This window comes from Algirhabdus cladophorae (genome assembly GCF_044772865.1).
Classification (GTDB): Bacteria; Pseudomonadota; Alphaproteobacteria; order Rhodobacterales; family Rhodobacteraceae; genus Algirhabdus; species Algirhabdus cladophorae.
The window spans coordinates 1,532,309-1,555,860 of the sequence record NZ_CP173029.1 but is presented as its reverse complement, the minus strand read 5'-3'; the positions used below and the strand labels follow the sequence as shown (position 1 = coordinate 1,555,860).

Sequence of the window (23,552 nt, the reverse complement as noted above, 5' to 3'; positions counted from 1 at the left end):
CATGCCAAAGCAGAAGCGCTTTTTTGACAAGTTGCGAGGATGATCAGCGCCAGCAAAAGCGGCACCAAAGCAAATTACTTCAGACTGAAGATTTACATTAAGAAAGTACTTTAAATCACTGTTTTAAATTATTTAAAATGACTCAAGCATGCAGTATTCGGTCAGCCGCAACAGCTGCTGATGTGCGATTGTCCACGCCCATCTTTTGAAAAACCTGTTCCAGATGCTTGTTCACGGTGCGCGGACTTAACCCCAAAATGGCACTGATATCGCGGTTTGTTTTGCCAAGCGTCAACCAATACAGCACTTCGGATTCGCGCGCAGTCAGGCTGAGGAGACGTTCGAGTTGTTGTTCTGGTGTTTCGTTGCTTTCGCGTGAAAATTTGACCAAAAGTTCCGCTGCATTTGACAGTCCAACATATTGAAACTTGTAAGTGTTGAGCGTTAGCGCCGACACCTGTGAAACCGGTTTTTGACTGCCATCGATCAGCCAGCGCTTCAATTCTCCGTATTGAGCCGCCGATAGATCAAAGGCATCCATCGCCATTTTGGACCCCCACACCAACGTTCCCGATTGATCAAACGCCAGCAGCGATCGGCCTGACACATCATGGGCGTCACGGGCACTTTGGATCAATTTGGAATTCACGATGTGGATCCCGATCCGCGCCACCAATTCGTCGACGATCACTGGCTTGGTCACATAATCCACGCCGCCTGCGGACAAGCCACGCACCACATCATCAGGCGCGCTTAGACCGGTCATAAAAATGATCGGGGCGTCCGTGGACAAAGGGCCGGACTTGAGCTTGCGACAGGTCTCGAAACCATCCATTTCCGGCATGATTGCATCCATCAAAATGACATCTGGGTTGATCCGCCCTACCAGCTCAATCGCTGTGCTGCCGTCTCGGGCCACGATCACTGACATGCCATTTTCCTCAAGGGCCGTAGACACCATGGTGAGGGATGCAGGATCATCATCCACCACCAACGCAATATTTTGGTCCTGAACGGTTTGACTATCCATTTGTATGGCCATTTGTGTGGTCTTTCAGATTGTCTGCCATGGCCTTTAGATCAAAGGAGGCGAGATTTTCGCGCAGCGTTGCCAGCAATTCGGGCGGACAGGCCTGCGCCGTTTCCAATTCGTTTAAGCGCGTTCGAAGGGCCGTGGCCTGCCCCGAAAGCGCCATGGTGATGAGTTCAGAGGTTTCCGAGGCCTCCAGCCCAGTGCCGCTTTTGTCATGACGGATCACAGTGTTTTCCAGCTTCAGCTCGATCTTGAGCAGTTCCGCGACCCGGATCAGCAGATCATCGAGATTATAGGGTTTTGCGATAAAAGCATCGTAAAGGGCCAGCTGTGGCGTGGGGGCTTCTGCATCTTTGGCATGGCCGGAAATCATAATGATCGGGATCGCAACCAAGGCCCCGTCGCGCAAGTGTTGGGCCAAAGACCACCCATCCTGTCCCGGCATGTCGATGTCCAGAATGAAAAGATCCGGCTTGATATCCGACAACATATCCAGCGCCATTTCTGCATTGGAGGCCGTAACCACGCCAAAGCCAAGCGGCTCAAACACATCGCTGATCAAGGTCAGGTGATGCAGATCATCGTCTACCACCATCAAGGTTTTGCGCGTCCCATGATAGCCTGTCACAGGCAAGGACCGCGCGTCATCTGCAATGCGGGTCTCGTGCAGATTGCCATGAGCAATCGAAGGCAGCATCAGCCGAACCTTGAAGGTACTGCCAATGCCGACTTCGCTTTCCACATCAATTTCTCCGCCTAGAATTTCAACCAGCAGCTTGGTGATCGTCAGGCCAAGGCCGGAACCACGGATCGTGTTGTGATTGGCCCGCTCGAATGGGCGCCAAATGCGTGGCAAAAACTGGGGATCAATGCCAACGCCTGTGTCAGACACTTCGATTAATGCCACTTCATTGCGATAGCCCACTTTCAACCGCACCTCACCTTGATCGGTATAGCGTAGCGCATTGGACAGCAGGTTGATCAGGATCTGGCGCAGTCGTTTTTCATCGAAACTAATCCATTCCGGGAACAAACCGCTGGTTTCAACCACAAAGGACACTCCTTTGCTGCGGGCCTCTTCCTCAAAAATTGATGTGACCTGTTTGAGGAACATGTGCAGATTGATCCGGTCGCGCATAATCTCGAGGCGGCCTGCCTCAATGCGCGAGATATCCAGCAAACCCTCGATCAATCCCGCCAGATGTTCGCTGCTGCGCCGGATGGTCGTGACGGACTCGGTTCTATGGGCGGGCATTTTGGGATCTTTTTCAAGGATCTGGGCAAACCCATAGATCGCATTCAGTGGCGTGCGCAGCTCGTGACTGAGACCTGCCATATACCGCGTTTTGGCCAGATTTGCGGCCTCGGCTTTGTCTTTGGCGTCTTGCAAGGCGTGATCCGTGCGCTCGTGGGCGCGAATTTCGCGCAACAGCCTGTCGGTTTGGCGGGTCGTCTCGGCACGGGCCTTCTGATGGCTTTCATTGACCAACAAAAACATCCAAACACAGATCCCGATGATAATCACGACAACACCGAACATCACAGTCAGAACGGGCGTAAAGTTTGGCGTCCCCTCCAACGAACGGATCATCATCAATGCCGCCCCAAAGCAGCCCCCGATCAGACAGGTGAACACTAAAAACCGCGACAGTCGCGACATCAGCAGCGTCGCAATCTCGGGTCGGAACACTCGGTACAGCATGTTGCGAAAATTTGTCTCGAACCGGGCATGGGGTTTGCAACTGTCCTGACAATTGCTGTCCAACGTACAGCACAGCGAACAAATCGGGCCAGCGTGAAACGGGCAATGGGTCATGTCCTCGGGATCAAAGCGGAAATCGCAGATAGAGCAGCTTTGGACACCTTGTGGTGGCATAGGCGTTTCCGGACGGGCCAAGTAGTATTTGCCGCCCGTGGCAAAGGCAATCACAGGGGCCAGCACAAAGGCCGATCCAAGGGCGATCACCGTGGAAAACGCTTGGGCAAACGGCCCCAAACCGCCCATCACAGCGACCAAGGACAACACACAGGCCAATCCCATCGCGCCAATGCCAACAGGGTTGATATCATAAAGGTGAGCGCGGCGAAATTCGATGCCTTTGGGGCTAAGGCCTAGGGGTTTGTTTATCACCAGATCCGCCACGAGCGCCCCAATCCACGCGACCGCCACATGGGAATAGAGGCGCAATACCTGTTCAAGCCCCTCGAACACGCCCAGTTCCATCAACAACACCGCAATAGCTACGTTGAACACCAGCCACACCACGCGGCCGGGGTGGCTGTGGGTCAATCGCGAAAAGAAATTCGACCAAGCGATTGAGCCTGCGTAGGCGTTGGTCACATTGATTTTGAGCTGGGACAAAACCACAAACAAACCCGTCAGCGCCAGCACTACGGCGGGCGATCCAAAGACCTGATTGAACGCAGTGTAGTACATGTGCGTGGGATCACCGGCGTCGACCAAGGGCACCGCCTCGCGCACGGCGAGTGTCACCAGATAGGAGCCCGCAATCATCTTGAGCACGCCAATCACCGACCATCCCGGCCCCGCCACAATAAGGGCTGCGAACCATTTTCGGCGATCCGATTTGGTTTTGGGCTCAGGCAAAAAGCGCAGAAAATCAACCTGTTCGCCGATCTGTGCCACCAACGAAAAGATCACGCCAGAGGCCGCCCCCAACATCAGAAACGTCGAGGTGCCTTTGCCCGATTCCGTGCCCTCAAAGCCAACCCAGCCGTCAATGTCATAGCCCACAAAGGCCAACAAGGCGAAGGGTAGGATGTGCAAAATGACCCAAACTGGCTGGGTCCATGTTTGAAACGCCGAGATTTTGGAAAACCCATTGACCACCAGCGGGATCACCACCAAGGCGCTGACGATATATCCCAGAAAAATCGGCAGCCCGAAAAGGAAGTCCAAAGCCAAGGCAAGGATCGCGGCCTCCAGCGCAAAAAAGATGAAGGTGAAAGAGGCATAGATCAGCGACGTAATCGTCGAGCCGATATAGCCAAAGCCCGCGCCACGTGTCAGCAAATCGATGTCGACGCCGTAGCGCGCTGCGTAAAAGCAGATCGGAAAGCCCGTAAGAAACAGCAACATGCCGACCCACATGATGGCCACAATCGCGATATCAAAGCCGTAGGTGATGGTGATCGCAGCCCCAATCGCCTCAAGCGCTAGAAACGAGATTGAACCAATTGCGGTGTTGGCCACCCGTGCATAGCTCCACCGGCGTGCGCGGCGGGCCGTGAACCGCAGCGCGAAGTCTTCCATCGTCTCATTTGCGACCCAACGGTTATACGTCCGCTTTTCACTGGTCGCTTTAAGTGCAGTTGCCATGTCCCAAAGCCTTTGTTGTGAAACGAACCGTCCAAGCGCGCGACAGTCACCAGACTGCGCCCCCCCTCCCAATCAAACGGGTTTCCCATTGCGTTAGAACAATAGGGGACAAAACGCGCAGGCCTATACGTCATTCGACGTATATCGATCCGCCACCGTTGCCCTGATCCTGAAGAAGTTGGCGAAACTTGGAATCGCCTAATCTTTTAGCATCCGAAAAAGGAATGGATATGTCTGACACACCTTCTTCAAAGAAAACGGACGGCCTGAGTCGCCGTGCCATGATGGCAAGCTCTGCTGCATTTGGGGCAGCCCTCTTTGCACCTAAAGGCTTGATGGCACAAAGCTTTCCCACCGCTGAGGTCAACACAACAGGTCTGGCGGTTACCGACGACACAGTCACAGTCGGCATTTTGCATTCGGTGACTGGGACTATGGCGATCTCGGAGACCGGGTCGGTTCAGGCCGAAAAGCTTGCGATCAAACAGATCAACGAAATGGGCGGTGTGCTGGGCCGTCAGATCGAAGTGATCCAAGAAGATGGCGCGTCCGATTGGCCGACGTTCGCAGAAAAAGCCCGCAAATTGCTAGTCAACGACAAGGTCGCATCGGTCATGGGCTGCTGGACATCCGCCAGCCGCAAAGCCGTGCTGCCGGTGTTCGAACAGCACAATGGTTTCCTGTACTACCCGACCTTCTACGAGGGTTTGGAAGAAAGCCCCAACGTGATCTACACTGGCCAAGAAGCCACGCAGCAGATCATCGCAGGTCTGGATTGGGTCAAAGAAACCAAAGGCGCAAACAGCTTTTATCTGCTGGGCTCTGACTACATCTGGCCACGTACATCGAACAAAATCGCTCGCAAGCACATCGAAAACTTCCTTGGCGGCAAAGTTGTGGGCGAGGATTACTATCCTCTGGGTCACACTCAGTTCAACTCGGTCATCAACAAGATCCGCTTACGCAAACCTGACGTGATTTACGCCATTGTTGTGGGTGGCTCGAACGTGGCCTTCTACAAGCAGCTCAAAGCCGCAGGCATCGACATGACTGCCGAGGATCCGATCCTGCTGACGATTTCGGTCACCGAGGACGAAATTTTGGGCATTGGCGGCGAGAATATGGAAGGCGCTTATGCCTGCATGAAGTACTTCCAGTCCCTCGACAATCCAAACAACATAGCTTTCGTCAAAGCCTTCAAAGAAATGTGGGGCGAGGACATCGTGATCGGCGATGTTACACAGGCGGCCTATCTTGGCCCATGGTTGTGGAAAGCCGCCGTGGAAAAAGCAGGCTCCTTCGATGTGGACAAAGTCCGCGAAGCCCAAATTGGTATCGAGTTGGACACAGCCCCAGAAGGCTATGTAAAAGTTCACGAAAATCACCACCTCTGGTCCAAGACCCGTGTCGGCCTAGCAAAGCCGGATGGTCAATATGAGGTGGTGTTTGAGACCGCCGAATTGGTAGAGCCGGATCCCTTCCCGGAAGGCTACCAATAAGCGATCTGACCAAGACGGGTGGCCTGCTTATCCCGCAGCGGGCCACCCCACCCTTCCCTGACTTTCTGACCACACAGCGTTGCCAATAAAGGAAGCGAAATGTTTTCCGATTATTCCATGTCCGAACTGGGCGCCATTTTTGCCATGCAAGGTTTTGCTGGCCTGATCTTGTTTTCGGTCTTTGTGCTTATGGCCTTGGGCCTTGCCATCATTTTTGGGCAAATGGGCGTGATCAACATGGCCCATGGCGAATTTATGATCCTTGGCGCCTATGTGACGTATTTCGTGTCGAACTTTTTTTCAGATTACATGCCAGCGTTATTTAACGGCTATTTCTTTTTGGCGATGATATTGGCGTTCATAGCCTCAGGGGTGCTGGGGTTGTTGGTCGAATGGTCGATCATCCGACATCTTTACAAACGCCCCTTGGACACGCTTTTGGCCACTTGGGGCCTTAGTCTTATTCTACAACAGTTTTATCGCACGGCCTTTGGCGCACGCGAAGTGGGCGTCACCATTCCCAACTGGATGATGGGATCGATGCCTGTCACCGACCTGATCGAAGTGCCCATCAACGGCATCTTTGTGATGACCTTGGCCGTGGGGATTTCGCTGGCGGTCTACGTGATGATGTTCCGCTCCAACTGGGGCAAACAAGTGCGCGCGATCAACCAAAATCGCATCATGGCGGGCGCCGTTGGCATCAACACCGAATGGACCGACCGCCTGACCTTTGGCATCGGTTGCGGTGTGGCTGGTGTCGCTGGATCTGCCTTTACGATGATAGGCTCAACAGGCCCCACTGCAGGGCAGCTTTATATCGTGGACACGTTCCTTGTAGTCGTCTTTGGCGGTGCAGGCAGCATCCTAGGCACAATCGCCTCAGCCTTCTCGATCTCGCAAGCCCAATCGATCATGGAATTCTTCCTGTCGGGTTCCATGGCCAAAGTTCTGACCCTCCTGGTGGTCGTGGGCATCTTGATGGTGCGTCCGCAAGGCCTCTTTTCCCTCAAACTGCGCAAGTAAGGACCGGCACAGATGACCTTTACAAAAACCCCGCTCTTTACCCGCTACGAGGCCGTTGGATTTGCCGTATTGGCGGTCGTGATCTTTCTGCTGCTGCCCAGTATCCTAGACAATTTCCGTCTCAACCTCTTTGGCAAATACCTGACTTATGCCTTTGTGGCTGTCGGGCTGGTGTTGTGCTGGGGCGCTGGCGGGATCCTCAGCCTCGGCCAAGGCGTGTTCTTTGGCTTGGGCGGCTATTGCATGGCAATGTTTCTCAAGCTCGAAGCCTCCACTCCGGAAAACACAGCCATTCAATCCACGCCCGGCATTCCAGACTTTATGGACTGGAACCAGCTGACGGAATTGCCCATGTGGTGGACACCGTTTTACAGCCTGACCCTGTCGCTGATCGCAGTGGTTCTGGTGCCTGTGGTCTTTGCCTTTATCATCGGTGTGGCCATGTTCCGCCGTCGCGTGGGGGGCGTCTATTTTGCCATCATCACGCAGGCTTTTGCGGCGATCCTGACGATCCTGATTATCGGCCAACAGGGCTACACGGGCGGCGTGAACGGCATCACAGATCTGCGGACCCTCAAGGGTTGGGACATCCGCACCGATGAGGCAAAAGAGATCCTGTATTACGTTAATGGCGTGCTGCTGTTTGTGGTGCTTTTCATTGCCCATTTCGTGCGTAAATCCAAACTGGGCCGGATCCTGATCGCCATGCGCGACCAAGAAGACCGCGTGCGGTTTTCGGGCTACGACGTGGCCAGCTTCAAGATCTTTATCTTCTGCCTAGGTGCGGCTTTTGCGGGCATCGGTGGGGCTATGTTCACACTGCAAGTGGGCTTTATGTCGCCCACACTTGTGGGCATCGTGCCCTCGATCGAAATGGTCATCTTCTGCGCTGTTGGGGGTCGGTTGTCGATCATTGGCGCTGTCTACGGCGCGCTGTTGGTCAACTGGGCCAAGACAACTTTCTCCGAAAGTTTTCCCGAACTTTGGCTCTTTGGTCTTGGCGGTTTGTTTATCGCCGTTGTGATGCTCTTTCCAAACGGGTTGGCCGGTGTCTGGTCCGAAAAAATCATGCCCCAGCTAAACAAACTTTGGGCCAAGAAAGCCCAAGCCGCCCCTGACCTGACTGCCACGAAAAAAGAAGGGGCCGCCTGATGCTGACCGAAGAACGTTTCCTGCTCAAAGTCGAAGGCCTAACAGTGTCCTTTGACGGGTTCAAAGCTGTAGATGATCTCAGCTTTTACGTAGAACCCAATGAATGCCGCGTGATCATCGGCCCCAACGGGGCTGGAAAAACCACCGTGTTGGATTTGATTTGCGGACGGACCAAAGCCACTGATGGATCGGTCAAATTCAAGAACCAAGAACTGACCAAAATGCGCGAAGACCAGATCGTGCATGCAGGTGTCGGGCGTAAATTCCAAACGCCATCGGTTTATGAGGATCTGACAGTCTTTGAAAATCTCGAGATCAGCTATCCCAAAGGCTACAACGTGTTCGGCGCCCTCGCCTTTCGCCGCGATGCCCAAGTAGAAAGCCGCATTCAGGAAATCGCCGAGACGATCTTTTTGGATGAGGTTTTAACCCTTAAGGCCGCGTTCCTCAGCCACGGGCAAAAGCAATGGCTCGAGATCGGGATGCTGCTGATCCAAGACCCCGAACTTTTGATGCTGGATGAACCTGTCGCAGGCATGTCCGTGGCCGAGCGCAAGAAAACAGCGGAACTGCTGAACCGGATCATCAAGGACCGGTCCGTGATCGTGATCGAACACGACATGGGTTTTGTCGAAGACATCGCGACCCGCGTGAACGTGCTGCATCAGGGCAAAATGCTGTCTGAAGGATCCATGGCCCATGTGCAGGCCGATCCCAAAGTTATCGAAGTGTATCTGGGTCACTAACGGAGAAGTGCAATGTTGAATGTCCAAGACCTCCGCGCGGCTTACGGCGAATCCGAAGTATTGCACGGGCTGAATATCGACGTCCCCGCAGGCGAAATCGTCGCCATCATGGGCCGCAACGGCATGGGGAAAACGACCCTGATGAAGACCTTGATGGGCATCGTACCGGAAAAATCCGGCGGTGTGGATGTGGATGGCACGCCTGTCACGGGGCTAAAATCCCATCAACGCGTCGCCAATGGCATCGCCTATGTACCCCAAGGCCGCATGATTTTTTCCGCCATGACTGTACAGGAAAACGTCGAAACAGGCCTGACAGTGACCGGTCAGTCCACGGTTCCAGACGATATTTACGAGTTGTTTCCGGTCCTGCTGGAGATGAAATCACGTCGCGGCGGCAACCTGTCGGGGGGCCAACAACAGCAACTGGCGATTGCCCGTGCGCTGGCCTCGAACCCCAAAGTGTTGCTGCTCGATGAGCCGACCGAAGGCATCCAGCCTTCTATCATTCGCGAGATGGCCCGCACCTTGCGCAAAATTCGCGATCAAAAGGGACTGACGATTATCGTCTCGGAACAGGTTCTCAGCTTTGCGCTGGATGTAGCCGACCGCGTGATGGTGATCGAAAACGGTGCCTTCGTACACGACAGCCCCCGCGACGGCATCGACGAGGCGAAAGTCTCGAAATTTCTATCCGTGTAACCCAGCAGACGAGGAGACAGACATGGCTGATACATTGATCTCTGTGGACCTAAGCGAAAGCCCCCACACAAACGAAAACGTCCACAACCGGTGGCATCCCGATATTCCGATAAATGTTTGGGTCGAGCCCGGCGATGATTTCAAAATCGAAACCTATGACTGGACCGGTGGTCAGATTGCAAACAATGACGACGCCAGCGATGTGCGCGATGTGGAACTGGAACAGGTCCACTACCTGTCCGGCCCCATCGGCGTCAAAGGCGCTGAGCCCGGCGATCTTATGGTCGTGGAAATTCTGGACATCGGCGCCAAAGAGGAAATGGAATGGGGTTTTAATGGCTTTTTTTCCAAGAAAAATGGTGGTGGTTTTCTGACGGATCACTTTCCTGAAGCGCAAAAATCCATCTGGGATTTTGATGGCATGTTCACCAAATCGCGCCACGTGCCCGGTGTGAAATATGCAGGCCAGATCCACCCCGGCCTGATCGGTTGTTTGCCTGATCGCAAGATGTTGGACATGTGGAACACCCGTGAGACCGCACTCTTTAACACCGATCCCATGCGTGAGCCGCCTTTGGCCGCCCTGCCCAACACCCAAAGTGCCCATATGGGCGCCATGAAAGGCGACGAGCGCGCCGCCGCTGCAACCGAGGCTGCACGCACCGTGCCGCCGCGCGAACATGGCGGCAATTGCGATATCAAGGATCTAAGCCGCGGGGCGACCTGCTATTTCCCCGTTTATGTTGACGGTGGTGGCCTTTCCATGGGGGATCTACACTTTAGCCAAGGCGACGGTGAAATTACATTCTGTGGCGCAATCGAGATGGCCGGTTGGCTGCATATCAAAGTGACACTGATCAAAGAAGGCGTCACCAAATACGGCATCCGCAACCCGGTCTTCAAACCCTCGCCAATCAATCCAAAATACGATGACTACCTGATTTTCGAAGGGATCTCGGTGGATGAAAGCGGCGGCCAGCATTATCTGGACGTGCACGTGGCCTATCGTCAGGCCTGTTTGAACGCCATCGAATACCTCAAAAAATTTGGCTACACGGGCGCGCAGGCCTATGCGATTTTGGGCACAGCGCCAGTGCAAGGTCACATCTCTGGCGTGGTGGATATTCCAAACGCCTGTGCCACGCTTTGGCTGCCCAATGACATCTTTGAATGGGACATGATGCCAAATGCAAATGGGCCAACCAAATTTCTGGATGGAAGTGTCGACATTCCGCTGGCACCGGATCTGTAAGACCAGTGCTTTAGCCGGGCCCCAGATTTGGGCCCGGTTTTTCAACGAAGGGAGGCAACTATGCCCGTTTATGAATATCACTGCACCGATTGCGGCGCCTTTGAAGCCATGGCCCCAATGTCCAAGTTTGCAGATCCTTGCGATTGCCCGGCCTGTGGCACCTCAGCCCGCCGCGTGATGCTCACCGCACCAAACGTATCATTTGTAAGCACCAGCCTGCGTGTTGGACACGCCACAAACGAACGCAGCGCCGATGCGCCAAAACGGACTTCAACCCACGGACCCGGATGCAGTTGTTGTAGTGGTGGCTCAAAGAAAAGCAGCACAACTCTGCACCGACCGGACGGATCAAAAAGCTTCCCGACCAAGCGGCCATGGATGATCTCGCACTGATGTGGTGAAGGGCAACAACAAACCGTTGCCTTTCACATTCAACTCAGCAACGGTGGGGTATTGTTAATACGTCATTAGGTCACCAATGCCCGAGCCACAGCCCCCCGCCCAGGAAAAGAATTCGCCTTGCACCAGTCTCATGCTCGAAATTTCCGAAGATCAGGATTTGATTGACGATTTTAGAAGCAACTTAACTGAGATTAAAAATCAGTTTCGCAAAGCCTACCCTGATCGCGAAACGCGACCGCCAGAAATTCAAGAAATCCTAAATCTCCGTCCTTGGACCGTTGATATAGAGGCTGTCAAAAAGATTCATTTCGAACGGGGCAGCATTCAAAAAGTACTTCAAGGATCCATATCAGACGAAGATCTGATCAAGAAACTCATCGACACCAACGATGAAACCGAAGACCCCGAATATGTCCTCGTCGAACAATCAAAAAGCGTAGCGCATCAGTTTGAAAACGGTGTCGGGGGCACGCTCAATCGCAAATACGTCAGTGAACCGGACGGTAGGCAAGAAGTCGTTCTGCGCAAAACCGGCCCCGGAAAATACGATTGGGAAATTCTTGACGAAACAAACGGCGCAAAAGACGCCGGGAGTTACAATTTTTCCGGTGGTTTTGGCCTAAAGCACATGGAGCTTGACGTCGTACCTTGGATTAAGTTTGGCAACTCAGATAACGACATGTCTACGGCTCTAGAACGCGCAAAACAGTTCTGCCCGGACGACAAGCCCAAGCCGGACCAGCCCGATCCAGATGCCTCCGATCCTGCCAAAGACGCCATGGACAAGATCGAAGATGGGGAAAAGAACAGCTCGCCTTTGGTGTTTGATCTGGATGGCGACGGGATCGAGGTGGTCAGCCTCGCCGACAGCACTGTCTTTTGGGACATCGATCTGGACGGGTTCAAGGAACGGTCGGGCTGGGTGGCGGCTGACGACGGTCTGCTTGCGATTGACCTGAATGGCGACGGTCAGATCAATAACCACGCCGAGCTTTTTGGCACCGATTCCACGGACGGTTTCAGTATCCTTGCAGGGTATGACAGCAACAGCGATGGTCTGATCACAACGGGTGATGCGCAGTTTGCCGATCTCCTGATCTGGCAGGACCTGAACCAAGACGGGCTGACCGATGACGGCGAATTGAGCAGCCTTTCAGACCTTGGGATCACCGAAATCGCGCTGGCCGCCACGCAGGTTAACCAGCAAAATCAGGGCCATAGTGTCAGCCATATCTCGACCTATACAGTGAACATCGAAGGTGTCACCACCACCCGCGATGTGCATGACGTCTGGTTTAACTACGACAACTTTGTTACTGTTTTTACACCAGATTACGCGTTTGACCCCACGGTATTTTTCATGCCCAATCTGCGTGGTTACGGTGAATTGCCGGACCTGTCTTTTGCCCTGATGTCCGAAAGCCCAGTGTCAGACACGTTGCGCCCCTTGGTGACAGACCTTACAGACAAATCCCTGACCGAATTGATGTCCCAGCCTTACTGGGTGCAGGATCAAATGCGCGCCATAATGTTCGCATGGGCCGGTGTGGATCAAATCGATCCCACCTCGCGCGGCCCCAACATCGATGCACGCGAGTTGCATTTTCTTGAGACCTTCTCGGCCGAGCCGTTTCTTCAACGCGGGTGGAGCCCGGACCCCTTCTATTTTGCTGGTCAGGACCTTGCCGAGGCCTTCCAAATCTTGCTGGATGCCACCACAGGCCGCCTGCTGGCACAAACTGTGGCGGCCTTTGTGTTTGAAGACCCACCCCAATACGACAGCTATACCGATAGCGTGACCATCGGCGGCACGACACTGGATGACACCGCCCTTGCCCAAGTGATCGAGATTGCCGGAAACAGTAATGATCCGCTCAGCATTTGGTCCGGCCTTGTGCGACTGATCGAATTTGGTGCCGGAACCGATGCCCTCACGGCCCAATCCTATAGCGCGCTGGATGCCGCCATCCAAGCCTCGGTCAGTGAACTGACGCTCACGGAAGTCGTGGCCTCGCTGGGATGGGCCAGTGACGCAGGCACCACTGAATTTGGCACCAACGAGAATGACCGCATCACGGGCACCGTAGGCGACGACGATCTGTCGGGCAGTTACGGCAATGACATTATCAAGGGCGGCGTCGGCGCAGATACGATCAGCGGTGATGCTGGCAATGACCTGCTGATTGGCGGGGTTGGTGCCGATCTAATCTTTGGCTCGTTTGGCAAAGACACCTACCTTTACCAGTTGGGGCACGGCGTCGACACCTATGACGAGGAAGGCAATGAATTTGACCGGATCAAGCTGGGCGCGGGTATCGAGATCGATCATGTGACCATCGAGAGGGTCTCGAACGGTGACATGCGGATCCTGATCGACACAGGTTCGCAAACCGGCCAGATTTTGGTGCAAGACCAGTTCAATTATGCGGCCGGACAAGGCGCCATTGAACAGTTGCTCTTTGCAGATGGGCAAACGATCCGGCTGGACAATCTTTCGCACACACTGCGTGGCTCGGATCTGGACGATTGGTTCTACGGGGTTGGACGCGGTGGCAAGACCAACGACAAGATCTACGGTGGCGGTGGCAACGATACGATCTATGCCTCTGCGCCAAATTTTTACGACCTCACCAGCAACCACTTGTTTGGGCAACAAGGCGATGATGTCTTGGTTGGTAGTCGCGGTGACGATTACATTTATGGCGGCCAAGGCAACGACAGCCTACGCGGCGACAGTGGCAATGACCTTCTTGTGGGCGGAACCGGTGACGATGATCTGCGCGATTTTGCAGGGGATGACACCTATAAATTCAACTACGGCCACGGCAACGACAGGATTGATGACGAAAATGGAACGGCCGATGTGCTGGCCTTTGGCGCGGGCATAACGGCCGATGACATCAGCTTTTACCGTTTGCTGAACAGCACCCTTGTTCTGCTCGTCGACGGTGGCGCAGGCGGCAGCATCAAGATTAGCAGCCAGTTCGAGTATCTTGGTGGCATTGAGACGTTTCAGTTTGCTGATGGCAGCACATTGGATCTGACAGACACGCAATTTACCACATATGGCACCGATGCGGGCGAACAGATCAGCGGCATCCGCTATGGTGGGTCTGTGATTGATACGATCTATGCAGGCAAAGGTGACGACACGGTTTATGTGCAGGCCCCGAATTTCAGCGAATACACTGAAAATACCGCCTATGGGCAGGCAGGTGACGACGCAATTTATGGGGGGCGCGGCGATGACGCGCTTTACGGTGGCAGTGGCAACGACAGCCTACGCGGCGACAGCGGCAATGATCTTTATGTGGGCGGTAAGGGCAACGATTACATTTATGATTTTGCGGGCGATGACACCTACAAATTCAGCTACGGCCACGGCAACGATATAATTTCGGAAAGCAATGGCGCCGCTGACGTTCTTTTGTTTGGCAACGGCATCACAGTGTCAGACATCAGCTTTTACCGCTTGCTGAACAGCACCCTCGTGTTGCAGGTCGATGGCGGCGCAGGCGGCAGCATCCAGATCGACAGCCAGTTCGACTATCGCGGCGGCATCGAGACATTTCAGTTTGCCGATGGCAGCACGTTGGACCTGACAGAGACGCAATTTACCACCTATGGCACCGATGCGGGCGAACAGATCAGCGGCATCCGCTATGGTGGATCTGTGATTGATACGATCTACGCAGGCAAAGGCGACGACACGGTTTATGTGCAGGCCCCGAATGCCTTTGAATACACGGAAAACACCGCCTATGGGCAGGCCGGAGACGATACCATAACAGGCGGCCGTGGTGACGACGCCCTTTATGGCAACAGCGGCAATGACACCCTTTCTGGGGCTGGCGGCAATGACCTGATCCACGGTGGCGGGGGCGATGACACGATGTATGGCGGCACCGGCGTCGACACCTTTGTCTATACTTCGGGTCAGGACACGATCTTTGATTTTGCCGGGGATGTTTTACAGCTGAAGGATACGCTGTGGGACGGTGCCGACTTGACAGCCACACAAATTCTGGACTTTGCCAGTGTGATTGATGGCGACACAGTGTTTGACTTTGGCGACGGGAACACCTTGCGCCTGATTGGCATCACCGACCCCGCGACGCTGGAAACAGCGATCGAATGGTTCTAATGTGGCATCTGTTTGGGGAAAATATAGTACAGTCCCGTCACGATAGTGTCTGCAATCCCCCACGTTGATCCAACGCCCACTGATTTAGAACCTGATCGAAATTCCACGGTATGACGTGCCTCAAGAATGACAGACCCATCGGCCTGAATGGGCCATCTTTAGGCGGGCTTTCTAACCTTCAAGCAGTTGTCATTGCCCAATAAAAAGTCGCTTTTACCCCATTTTCAAAAATTGAGTTAACAAAGTTTGACAAGTCCGCCACGCCTGACCTAACGTATCTCCATTAGAAAAATAGGTTCAACTTAAAGGCTGTATTATGGCGCCTGCTCTCCGTTCCTGGTTGAAGGGATTCACCCCCTCCGGAACCGCTTCGAATTTCAGTACGCCAACGCGCGGATCCAAGAGCGTGCCCAAAGACGATGTGGGGTTTTTCATTGATGCGCTCATGCGGGTGGATACCGGCAAAACGAAAAGTACCGCAAAAGATCCCTTTCGGGGCGGCGCACAAGGTGGCTGGCACCAACAAAAAGAACAGTTTATGCGCGGCTACACCCACGGCGAATATGTCCGTGGAAAGCTGAAGTCAGCCAAGATCTATCCAGTCGATAACCGCATTCCGCAAATTGCACTGGCCAATGCGGTTTACACCTACGTCCATGCGCTGACATCGTCTTCGACGCCAAGCGACGCCAAGGCCCAAGGCTGGGTAGAATGGGACAAGGTAAAGACCCTTAAGACCCTTGAGACGTCCATTGACGCGGCCATTACGCTCAACACAAGTCAGCTTAAAATTGCGATGCGTGAAAAGTCCTTTACCGCGCATGTAAACACCCTCAATCCATTGGACTATATCAATTGTGCCTCCGAACTGATTGAAGCGCTGCAGCGGGGCGGTCAGCTGGCCGACTATATGAAACAGGTGGCCAATAATCCTACCGCGACACCTGCGGACCGTGACGTTCTGGACAGCCAGAGAATGCTCGACATTTTTGATATGCTCGAATTGAAGGACGAGACGAAAACCACGCTGCAAATTAAAAGCGGCGCGAATTTCAACGGCGCAAAGATCACTGCAGCAAATCTAAAAGCTTGGAACGACTACATCACCAAAACACCCGCGCATTACATTTTTAAGCGTGTGACAGACTTCCGTTCCAAAGCGATCCCTGCACTGTTGATGTGGAAGCATCGTGGTTTGACGACGCTGACCTCTACGGACTTCGACGCTTTCACAACAGATGTCCTGAGCCGTGGGACGGGCATGTTCTATCCAAAAGGCACCTTCAAACCGAATATGACGTTGACTGAAATGCAAGACGCCGCAACAGAATTTGACGGTGCTCAGTTCAAACGCTGGAAGGCTCTCGACGTCGGCATCACCAAGGTCGCAGACAGTTTTACAGTGAATTCCGGGACGCTGTTGGGGATGTTTGGGTTCGCAGCCTCGGTCACACAGCTCTACACCGCCCCCAATTTCAAAGCGCAGGACGTTATGGGGGTAATGTCTGCGGGCGTTGCAATGACAGATGACATCGTGTTGCGCTATGCAGCTTTTGGTGTCGACAAAGGCAGCGATTTTTTGCGGGCCTCATCAGGTGCGGCAAAGGCACTTTCTGCGGTTGCGCTGAAACGCGTGATCTTTGTCTTTGGCATCATCGATGCCGCGCGAGCGGCACATAACCTGACCAACAGTACATCCACAGGCGAAATCGTCGGAAATGCGCTTGTGCTCCTTGGGGCATTGTCAGGTTTGGGCGCGACCGGTGTCGGTATGTTGGTGGGGGCCGGCCTGCTTTCGATTCCAGCGGCGCCCTTGGTGATCGCAGGCCTAATCAGTGCAGCCGTCACCATCATAGGGTCGTTGATCGCATCGACCTATAAAGTCACGGATCAGGAAAAAATCCTCAGCGCTTCGGCCTTGGGCACCAGTAAGACTTTGCGCAAAGCGGCAGCGAGCCTCGCGGCAAGCTCAAATGAGGTCCACAAGGGGTTCACAAGCGGGTCAGGCAGCGCTCTGAAAGACGACTATGATGCACAACTGGCCCGTGTGCGCGGATTGGCCAATGGGATGCGATTAAAAATCGTAGACACTGTTCTCAGTTCCAAAGTTGACTATGAGTGGCAAAGCACACCGTTTCACAACGACCTAAACAAGCTCAGCGAAGATCTTGGCAAACTCACTATTGCCATGACAAGCCGCGATTCAGGACGGCCCGACGCGTCCGAAGTGTTACCTGCGATCCGTGGGACCGGTAAAGCGTCGCTGCTGGCCACACCGACAACGATCGACCAAAGCACGCAAATCGATGCCCAACAGTCTTATGGCGAGCATTTCGAAGTCGCGATCATGCGCCGCTTGGCCCACAAATCCGGCAAGGCTGTTGACGTGCCAAGTGCGCCGCCGCGCATGACTTTCCTCGAGCGGGCCACCGCATGAGCGTCGCGGCCACCCTCCTTGGTGAGCTTGAAAAGCTGCTGGATCCTGCGATCAGCGCAGCCCAAGATCCAGAGCAGCCTGAGGCGTTTCTGGATTTCCTTGCGGAGGCCCATGTCGATGCCGAGGTATTGTTCCAGCTGCAGTCCCTGACCGTAGCGGTCCGCGCCTTGGCGGCAACGGCTGCGCCTTTAAAGACTGCTGTAGCTGCCTTGGGCGGTGGATCGGTGGGTGTCAACGAAATCAAAAGCGCCGTTTCTGCTGTGAAGGCCACTGTCGCTGTGGTGAAAGATCTGAAATCCGTCGCCAAAATGCCCGATATCCCACCCGGTTTTGAGGCGGACACGTCTGAGCGTGTGATCGATCATTTGATCGGCATCTACTTCAGCACCCACCAACCGCGGATTGCTGCGATCCTAGAAGGGCTGGGCCTTCTGGATGCGCCTGATGCCGAAGAAATGCATTCCTGGCGCGTGCACCCCGAAACCTTGGCCAGCTGGGTGCGCGACCCTGCGCAGGCCGAACGCGATTTGGTAGGATGGGGCACCTCTGACTTTGACCATAGGATATGGGTGGCGCGGCTGGCGGCGCTGGCGCAATCGCTGGGCGTGCCAGTCGAGACCGATACCGATGCGCTGGCCTATCTTGATCCCGCGCTCACCCAACTTGATCCAATCCCACCGTCGCTGACGGCCTCGTTGTTGCTTTTGTCCGTTGCCGATGCAGCAGGGTCTGCGTTTGTGATGGCCCAAATCGAAGGCCTGCCTGCGACCCAAGCCGGGGCCGATGGCGGCTTTGGGCTGGGACTGTTGGGTGAGATTACCGGCACCACCTCACACCCCATCGATGCAGAGCATACGCTGACACTGTCCAGCACGGCGCGGCTTGGTCAGGACACGTTCCTCTCGATCCGACCCGGCGCCACGGCGATCATTGGCGCAGGCGCACCGCCTGAAATCTCGGTCACTTTGGAAGCAGCACCCAACGCCACGGGTCCCGGCGATCCGTTGCCCTTGGGTCCGGTCATTCTGACGCCGGGCAAGCCCAAGGTCACCACTAGCTTCACTGCGGGCGCCAGTGGCACGGTCGCTGACATTCGCTTTGATTTCACTGGCAGCACCATCGAAGTTTCACTGGGAGAGGCTGACGGCTTCGTCTCGAAACTGATGGCGGGCCTGCCCGGAGCAGAGCTGGACCTGACACTGGGCTACAATACCGGTACAGGGCCTTATTTCGATACCGATGGCGGCTTGGTAAAGCGCGTGCCGCTGATGCCATCGGGCAAAACACCAGCCGCCATTGAGGCGCTGACGATTGGACTGCGCCCCGGCGGGCCGGGTGTGTCACTGTCTGGTGGTCTTGATGTGGCGGCGAACATTGGCCCGCTTTTTGCCCGGCTTGAGGGGCTTGGGGCGGCCTATGACCTCGATCTGACTGATCTTTCCAAAGCCCTCGATGCGCGGCCCTCATTCATGGCGCCCAGCGGTGCGGCCTTTACAATCGATTTGTCTGCAATCAAAGGCGGTGGTGCCGTGTCCCGGGATCGCGATACAGGGCGCTATTCCGGCGCGCTTGCCCTCGAATTGCCCAGCTTTGGGTTGCATGCGTTTGGGCTGGTGGACACGGGTGGCGGTGACTATTCCATGCTGCTGTTTGTAGGAAGCAGCTTTGCACCTATTCCCATCGGGTTTGGTTTCACACTGAACGGTGTGGGCGGCCTTATGGGGTTGCACCGCGACGTTGATGTAGAGGCCCTTTTTGCATCCGTACGCACAGGCGGCGCACAGCGCCTTCTTGCCCCCGAGGACCCCGTCAGAGATGCCCAAGCCCTAGTGGCAGAGGCCGCAACGATCTTTCCGGCCAAGCGCGGCCAATATGTTTTCGGCCCCACGGTTAAACTGGGCTGGGGCTCGCCTAAAGAACTTGTCAGCCTCGATTTGGCGCTTGCCATCACCCTGCCCGAACCGCTGCGGATCATCTTGATCGGTACGCTGAAAGCAGCCCTGCCAGACGAAAGGGTTTCGATCCTGAAACTCAATGTCGATGTGGCCGGGGTACTAGACCTTTCAGCCTCGCGCTTTGACATGGAAGGGCGCATCCACGATTCATCAATCCAGCTTATTCCTATCGAAGGCGGCTTTGCCCTGCTGTCTGCTTGGGGACGTTCGCGCGAATTTGCTTTCTCGGTTGGGGGGCTGCATCCCGCGTTCCCCGTGCCCGCAGGCTTTCCAGATCTTACCCGCCTTGGTGCAAATCTTAGCAAATCATCCGCGCTGACCCTGCGGCTACAGGGCTATCTGGCGGTCACTTCAAATTCGATCCAACTGGGTGCGCGTGTCGATCTGGCGGCAAAGGCTGCTGGCTTTGGCGTCGCGGCTGATCTCAGCTTTGACGCCTTGCTGATCCTCGATCCGTTCCGGCTGGACCTTGCAATATCCGCTGGCGCTTCGATCAAAAGCGGGTCTAGCACCATCGCCAGTCTGCGCCTGAAGGGCCGCCTGCAAGGCCCCGGTCCATGGCAGATCGAAGGCACGGCCACGCTAGAAATTCTGTTTTTCGACGTTGATATCCGGGTCTCAAAAAGCTTTGGCTCTTCAGCAGATCCGCTTCCATCGTCGACCGACCTTCACGCCTTGTTGGTGAGCGCCTTATCTGAAGCCTCTGCATGGTCGGCCCCAGTAGATGCACGCGGCGTGTCTTTCGTTTTGGGCGATGTCGGGGAGAACCTGCTGCCAGACGCCCCGCTTCAAGTCGCACAAAAGGTCGCCCCACTGGATATGCGACTTGAAATGGCGGGCGGGCGTCCTTTGGCCCAGCCGTTCACAGCAACGCTGGACGCCGTTGAGATTGGCGGTCAGCGCCGTGCCGCCACAGGTACAACAGTTGAACCGTTCGCCTTGGGCCAGTTCATCGCCATGAGTGACGAGGCCAAGCTGTCGGCCCCCGCCTTTGAGGACAAAACCGCAGGTGCCATTTTTGACGCCGGCGACCTGCGCCAAGTAGGTCAACCTGTAACGGCTCCTGCGGGGCCTGAATTCATCGTGGTTGACGCGGCCCCCCGCCCTGAAACCGAGGCCAAAACACCGCCACCATCGACCCTGTCGCGCATGGCCGCACCCGCTGTGCCTGCCGGACGCATCACAGTGCGCGATGAAGGCTGGTCTGCTGCCGATGCAAGCCTCAGCGGCGGCGCGCGCAGCAATTGGACCGATTTGCACCAACGCGGTGCTATTCCTATGCGAAGCGGAGAAGCACGATGACCCATCGCCAGTTTTTCGGTCATTTGCGACAGGGTCTGCGCGCTGCTGTGCCAGATGGCAATGCCGTAACGGTTAAGCTAGAGATTGGCGGAACGCGCCCCCAGACGCCCAGTGTCACCTTGCCCATTGCGGGGCCCGGCGCGGTCGAGGCCATCGTTCCCACGGCAATTCGCACCCGTCATCCAGCGCCGGGCACTGTGGATTTTCGCGCAGGCGCCCTGCCCTTTATCAGCTTTCACCAACCGGGCCTTCCATGGGCGTTCAGCGAAGGGGCCGTGGCAGATGCCGTCCTGCGTCCGTTCCTTGGGCTTATCTGTGTGCCTGAAAACGGTGTGGCCTTGCAGGACGCAGGTCAGATCCAAGTGGCGACCATCACAGCAGCCGATCCCGCGCTGCCCGATCCTGCGGTCTTTGCCCATCTGGCCCATATCGAAGACCCGGACGCTGGGGCTGACACGCCCGGAGATCGTGCATTTTCGCGCATTTTGTCGGCACAAAACCTGTCCCCATTTATGGATTATCAGGCACTACTGGTCCCCTTGACGGAGGTCGGCCGCGCCGCTGCGCTGGGCCAAGATCCACGCGCAGGAAAGGACGCCGCATGGGACGGCGGTGAAACAACCCTGCCTCAGGCATTGCCTGTTTTTGCCAGTTGGCGTTTTCGCACCGGCCCTGCGCGAGGCGCAGAAGACATCCTGCGCGACCTGCGCGCAATCCCGCCCGAGGGTCAGCCAGCCGCAGTGCCCCCGATCCAAACGGCAACCGCATTGGTCCCCAATATGTCCAGCACCGTGCCACGGCGCGCGGTCTTTACCGTTGAAACCATCCCCGCGGCAGACGATCCTGCATTTGTCGACGCATTGGATCCGGGCCCCATTGGTGGACGCTTGCCGCTTCCACATTACGGCGCAGAACATGCAGCAGGCACACCCAACCCGCCGCGCTGGCTGCGCGAGATCAATCAAGATGCTGGTCTGCGGGTCATGGCGGGCCACGGTGCGGCCCTTGTGCGACGTCACCAAGACGACATCATCGGTTTTATCCTCGACGATATTGGCGCTCTGGAGGAGGCCAACGCCGTTCTTGCACGCGCCCATTCGGCTATGTTGGTCACCAAGCGCATTCACAAGCGCCTCCAAGACAAGAGCCCCGATTTGTCAAGCTGGCTGCGTCTTGCCGGGCCTGCGGCACAGCGCACAGGCGTCATTGGTGGATCCCTTTCATCGCGTGTGGCTGGCACTGCGGGCGCTGCGTTGAGCGATCCCGCCCTGCGCCGCAGTCTTGCCGCTGGTGGGGCGCTGGACCGTGACAGCAAGGCCGACACATCCGATCTGATCCCCGCAATGGAGCGGCGCGAGGTCTTGAACGCCCAACCACCAGACATCGCCACACCTTTGGGCCGCGATTTTCAGCATGCGCTGGGCGGCGGCGGATCCGTACAAGGGCCCGCAGACGAACGACTGGGGGCGCGCAAAATCCTTGCAGCCCTCGCCGAAGCCCAGCCTGTGCCGCTGCGTCCGATCGAAGGCGGAAATGACGCCTTTGAGGATCTGACCAAAACGCTGGGCGAGGATCGGCGTCGCCCAGATCGCCCCGACCGCATGGCCACCATCGACAACGCCGCAAGCCTGCCTTTCGAAATTGCCCAAGCGCTGGACCCCGCGCAATCCGTCCCCCCGCGCATCCGCGACAGGATTACCGGCGTCGATCTGCCGGAGCCTTTGCCACCTCGGATCGAAATCCCCGAACCTGTCTGGCCAAAGCCCCTGCTTGAGTTGCTGTTCAAGCATGATCCCGCAACCCTGTCGCCCTCTCTGGCTCATCTGCCGCCTGACGGCGTAATGGCGTTGCAGCTGGATGCGGCCACTGTCGACGCAGTCATGGCTGGGGCCAATGACGAAGTCCTGCGCGAGCTGCGCTGGCGCGGCATTCCAGTGCCCTTTGCTGTGTCCCCTGTGCGCAGAATGTATCCCGCCCTGTCAGATGGGACACCTGCGCTGCCTGACAGCAAACCTATGGTCGATTGGGGAAATCGGGCTGTGGGCGCTGGGCGTTCGTCGGCAGTAGGCCTTGTGGTTCTAATCCGTTCGGCGCTGTTCCGACGGTTTCCCGGCTCTATTGTGACCCTTGTCGAAGCCCAGTGGAGCGCAGGCAGCCCCAAAATCCGCGAGGCCAGTGGCCGGGTGCACAAACCGGTCATTATGGGGGATCTGGGTCCAGACCTTGTGTATCTCGGATTTGAGCCATCTCGCGACGCTATGGTTGGCGATCCCGACCCTGCCAATCGGAAACCCGGGGGGTTCCTTGTTTTCGAACAAACCGATCAGGGGATCAGCTTTGGCCTGAACGCCACAAATGCCCAAGGCGCTGGCGGCTCGAGTACCTGGAATGCGCTGTCATGGGACGATCTACAGAACGAAACGTTGACCAAAGCCGCACGCCCCACAGGTGAGACACGTGACAGCATCACTTGGGGCGCAAATGCAGCAAGCATGGCCGCGATCCTTTTGGAACGCCCCGTGACGCTCGCGCTTCATGTCAGCGATTTGACGGGGGAATAAC

Annotated in this window: 13 protein-coding genes; 11 read left to right on the top strand and 2 right to left on the bottom strand. The window is 55.9% G+C overall.

Going from position 1 to position 23,552, the window contains the following annotated elements:
• Positions 1-142: 142 nt before the first annotated feature.
• A complete protein-coding gene (locus ACIRQ6_RS07490; RefSeq protein WP_420863505.1) occupies positions 143-1,042 on the bottom strand; it encodes a response regulator transcription factor in 900 nt (299 codons plus the stop codon).
• Positions 1,023-4,373 carry an ATP-binding protein gene (locus ACIRQ6_RS07485; protein ID WP_420863504.1) on the bottom strand — a complete coding sequence of 1,117 codons (3,351 nt, stop codon included), beginning with the start codon at positions 4,371-4,373 and terminating at the stop codon, positions 1,023-1,025. Before ACIRQ6_RS07485 ends, ACIRQ6_RS07490 begins: the two co-directional genes overlap by 20 nt.
• A 230-nt stretch (positions 4,374-4,603) precedes the next feature.
• Here ACIRQ6_RS07485 and urtA point away from each other — a divergent pair, with 230 nt between their 5' ends.
• The 11 genes from urtA (at position 4,604) to ACIRQ6_RS07430 (ending at position 23,551) form a co-directional block, all read left to right on the top strand.
• On the top strand, positions 4,604-5,872 hold the full coding sequence (urtA, locus tag ACIRQ6_RS07480) for an urea ABC transporter substrate-binding protein (protein WP_420863503.1): 1,269 nt from the start codon (positions 4,604-4,606) through the stop codon (positions 5,870-5,872).
• Positions 5,873-5,971: 99 nt separating this feature from the next.
• The gene (gene urtB, locus ACIRQ6_RS07475) at positions 5,972-6,898 is read left to right on the top strand and encodes an urea ABC transporter permease subunit UrtB (RefSeq protein WP_420863502.1); all 927 of its coding nucleotides are present in this window, start codon (positions 5,972-5,974) and stop codon (positions 6,896-6,898) included.
• Positions 6,899-6,910: 12 nt separating this feature from the next.
• Positions 6,911-8,050, top strand: coding sequence for an urea ABC transporter permease subunit UrtC (gene urtC, locus ACIRQ6_RS07470; RefSeq protein WP_420863501.1), 1,140 nt, complete (start codon positions 6,911-6,913; stop codon positions 8,048-8,050).
• The gene (gene urtD, locus ACIRQ6_RS07465) at positions 8,050-8,796 is read left to right on the top strand and encodes an urea ABC transporter ATP-binding protein UrtD (protein ID WP_420863500.1); all 747 of its coding nucleotides are present in this window, start codon (positions 8,050-8,052) and stop codon (positions 8,794-8,796) included. Before urtC ends, urtD begins: the two co-directional genes overlap by 1 nt.
• Positions 8,797-8,808: 12 nt before the next feature.
• Positions 8,809-9,498, top strand: a complete 690-nt coding sequence (gene urtE / locus ACIRQ6_RS07460; protein ID WP_420863499.1) for an urea ABC transporter ATP-binding subunit UrtE — start codon at positions 8,809-8,811, stop codon at positions 9,496-9,498.
• A gap of 22 nt (positions 9,499-9,520) precedes the next feature.
• A complete protein-coding gene (gene fmdA / locus ACIRQ6_RS07455; RefSeq protein ID WP_420863498.1) occupies positions 9,521-10,750 on the top strand; it encodes a formamidase in 1,230 nt (409 codons plus the stop codon).
• 60 nt (positions 10,751-10,810) lie between these two features.
• Positions 10,811-11,143 carry an FmdB family zinc ribbon protein gene (locus tag ACIRQ6_RS07450; protein ID WP_420863497.1) on the top strand — a complete coding sequence of 111 codons (333 nt, stop codon included), beginning with the start codon at positions 10,811-10,813 and terminating at the stop codon, positions 11,141-11,143.
• 139 nt (positions 11,144-11,282) lie between these two features.
• Positions 11,283-15,296 carry a calcium-binding protein gene (locus tag ACIRQ6_RS07445; protein WP_420863496.1) on the top strand — a complete coding sequence of 1,338 codons (4,014 nt, stop codon included), beginning with the start codon at positions 11,283-11,285 and terminating at the stop codon, positions 15,294-15,296.
• Between the two features lie 406 nt (positions 15,297-15,702).
• Positions 15,703-17,733 (top strand): hypothetical protein, encoded by a 2,031-nt coding sequence (locus tag ACIRQ6_RS07440; protein WP_420863495.1) that lies wholly within the window; start codon positions 15,703-15,705, stop codon positions 17,731-17,733.
• Positions 17,730-20,990: a DUF6603 domain-containing protein gene (locus tag ACIRQ6_RS07435; protein WP_420863494.1), complete on the top strand. Its 3,261-nt coding sequence runs from the start codon at positions 17,730-17,732 to the stop codon at positions 20,988-20,990. The genes ACIRQ6_RS07440 and ACIRQ6_RS07435 overlap by 4 nt, the downstream gene beginning before the upstream one ends.
• Positions 20,987-23,551 (top strand): hypothetical protein, encoded by a 2,565-nt coding sequence (locus ACIRQ6_RS07430; protein ID WP_420863493.1) that lies wholly within the window; start codon positions 20,987-20,989, stop codon positions 23,549-23,551. The genes ACIRQ6_RS07435 and ACIRQ6_RS07430 overlap by 4 nt, the downstream gene beginning before the upstream one ends.
• Position 23,552 lies beyond the last annotated feature (1 nt).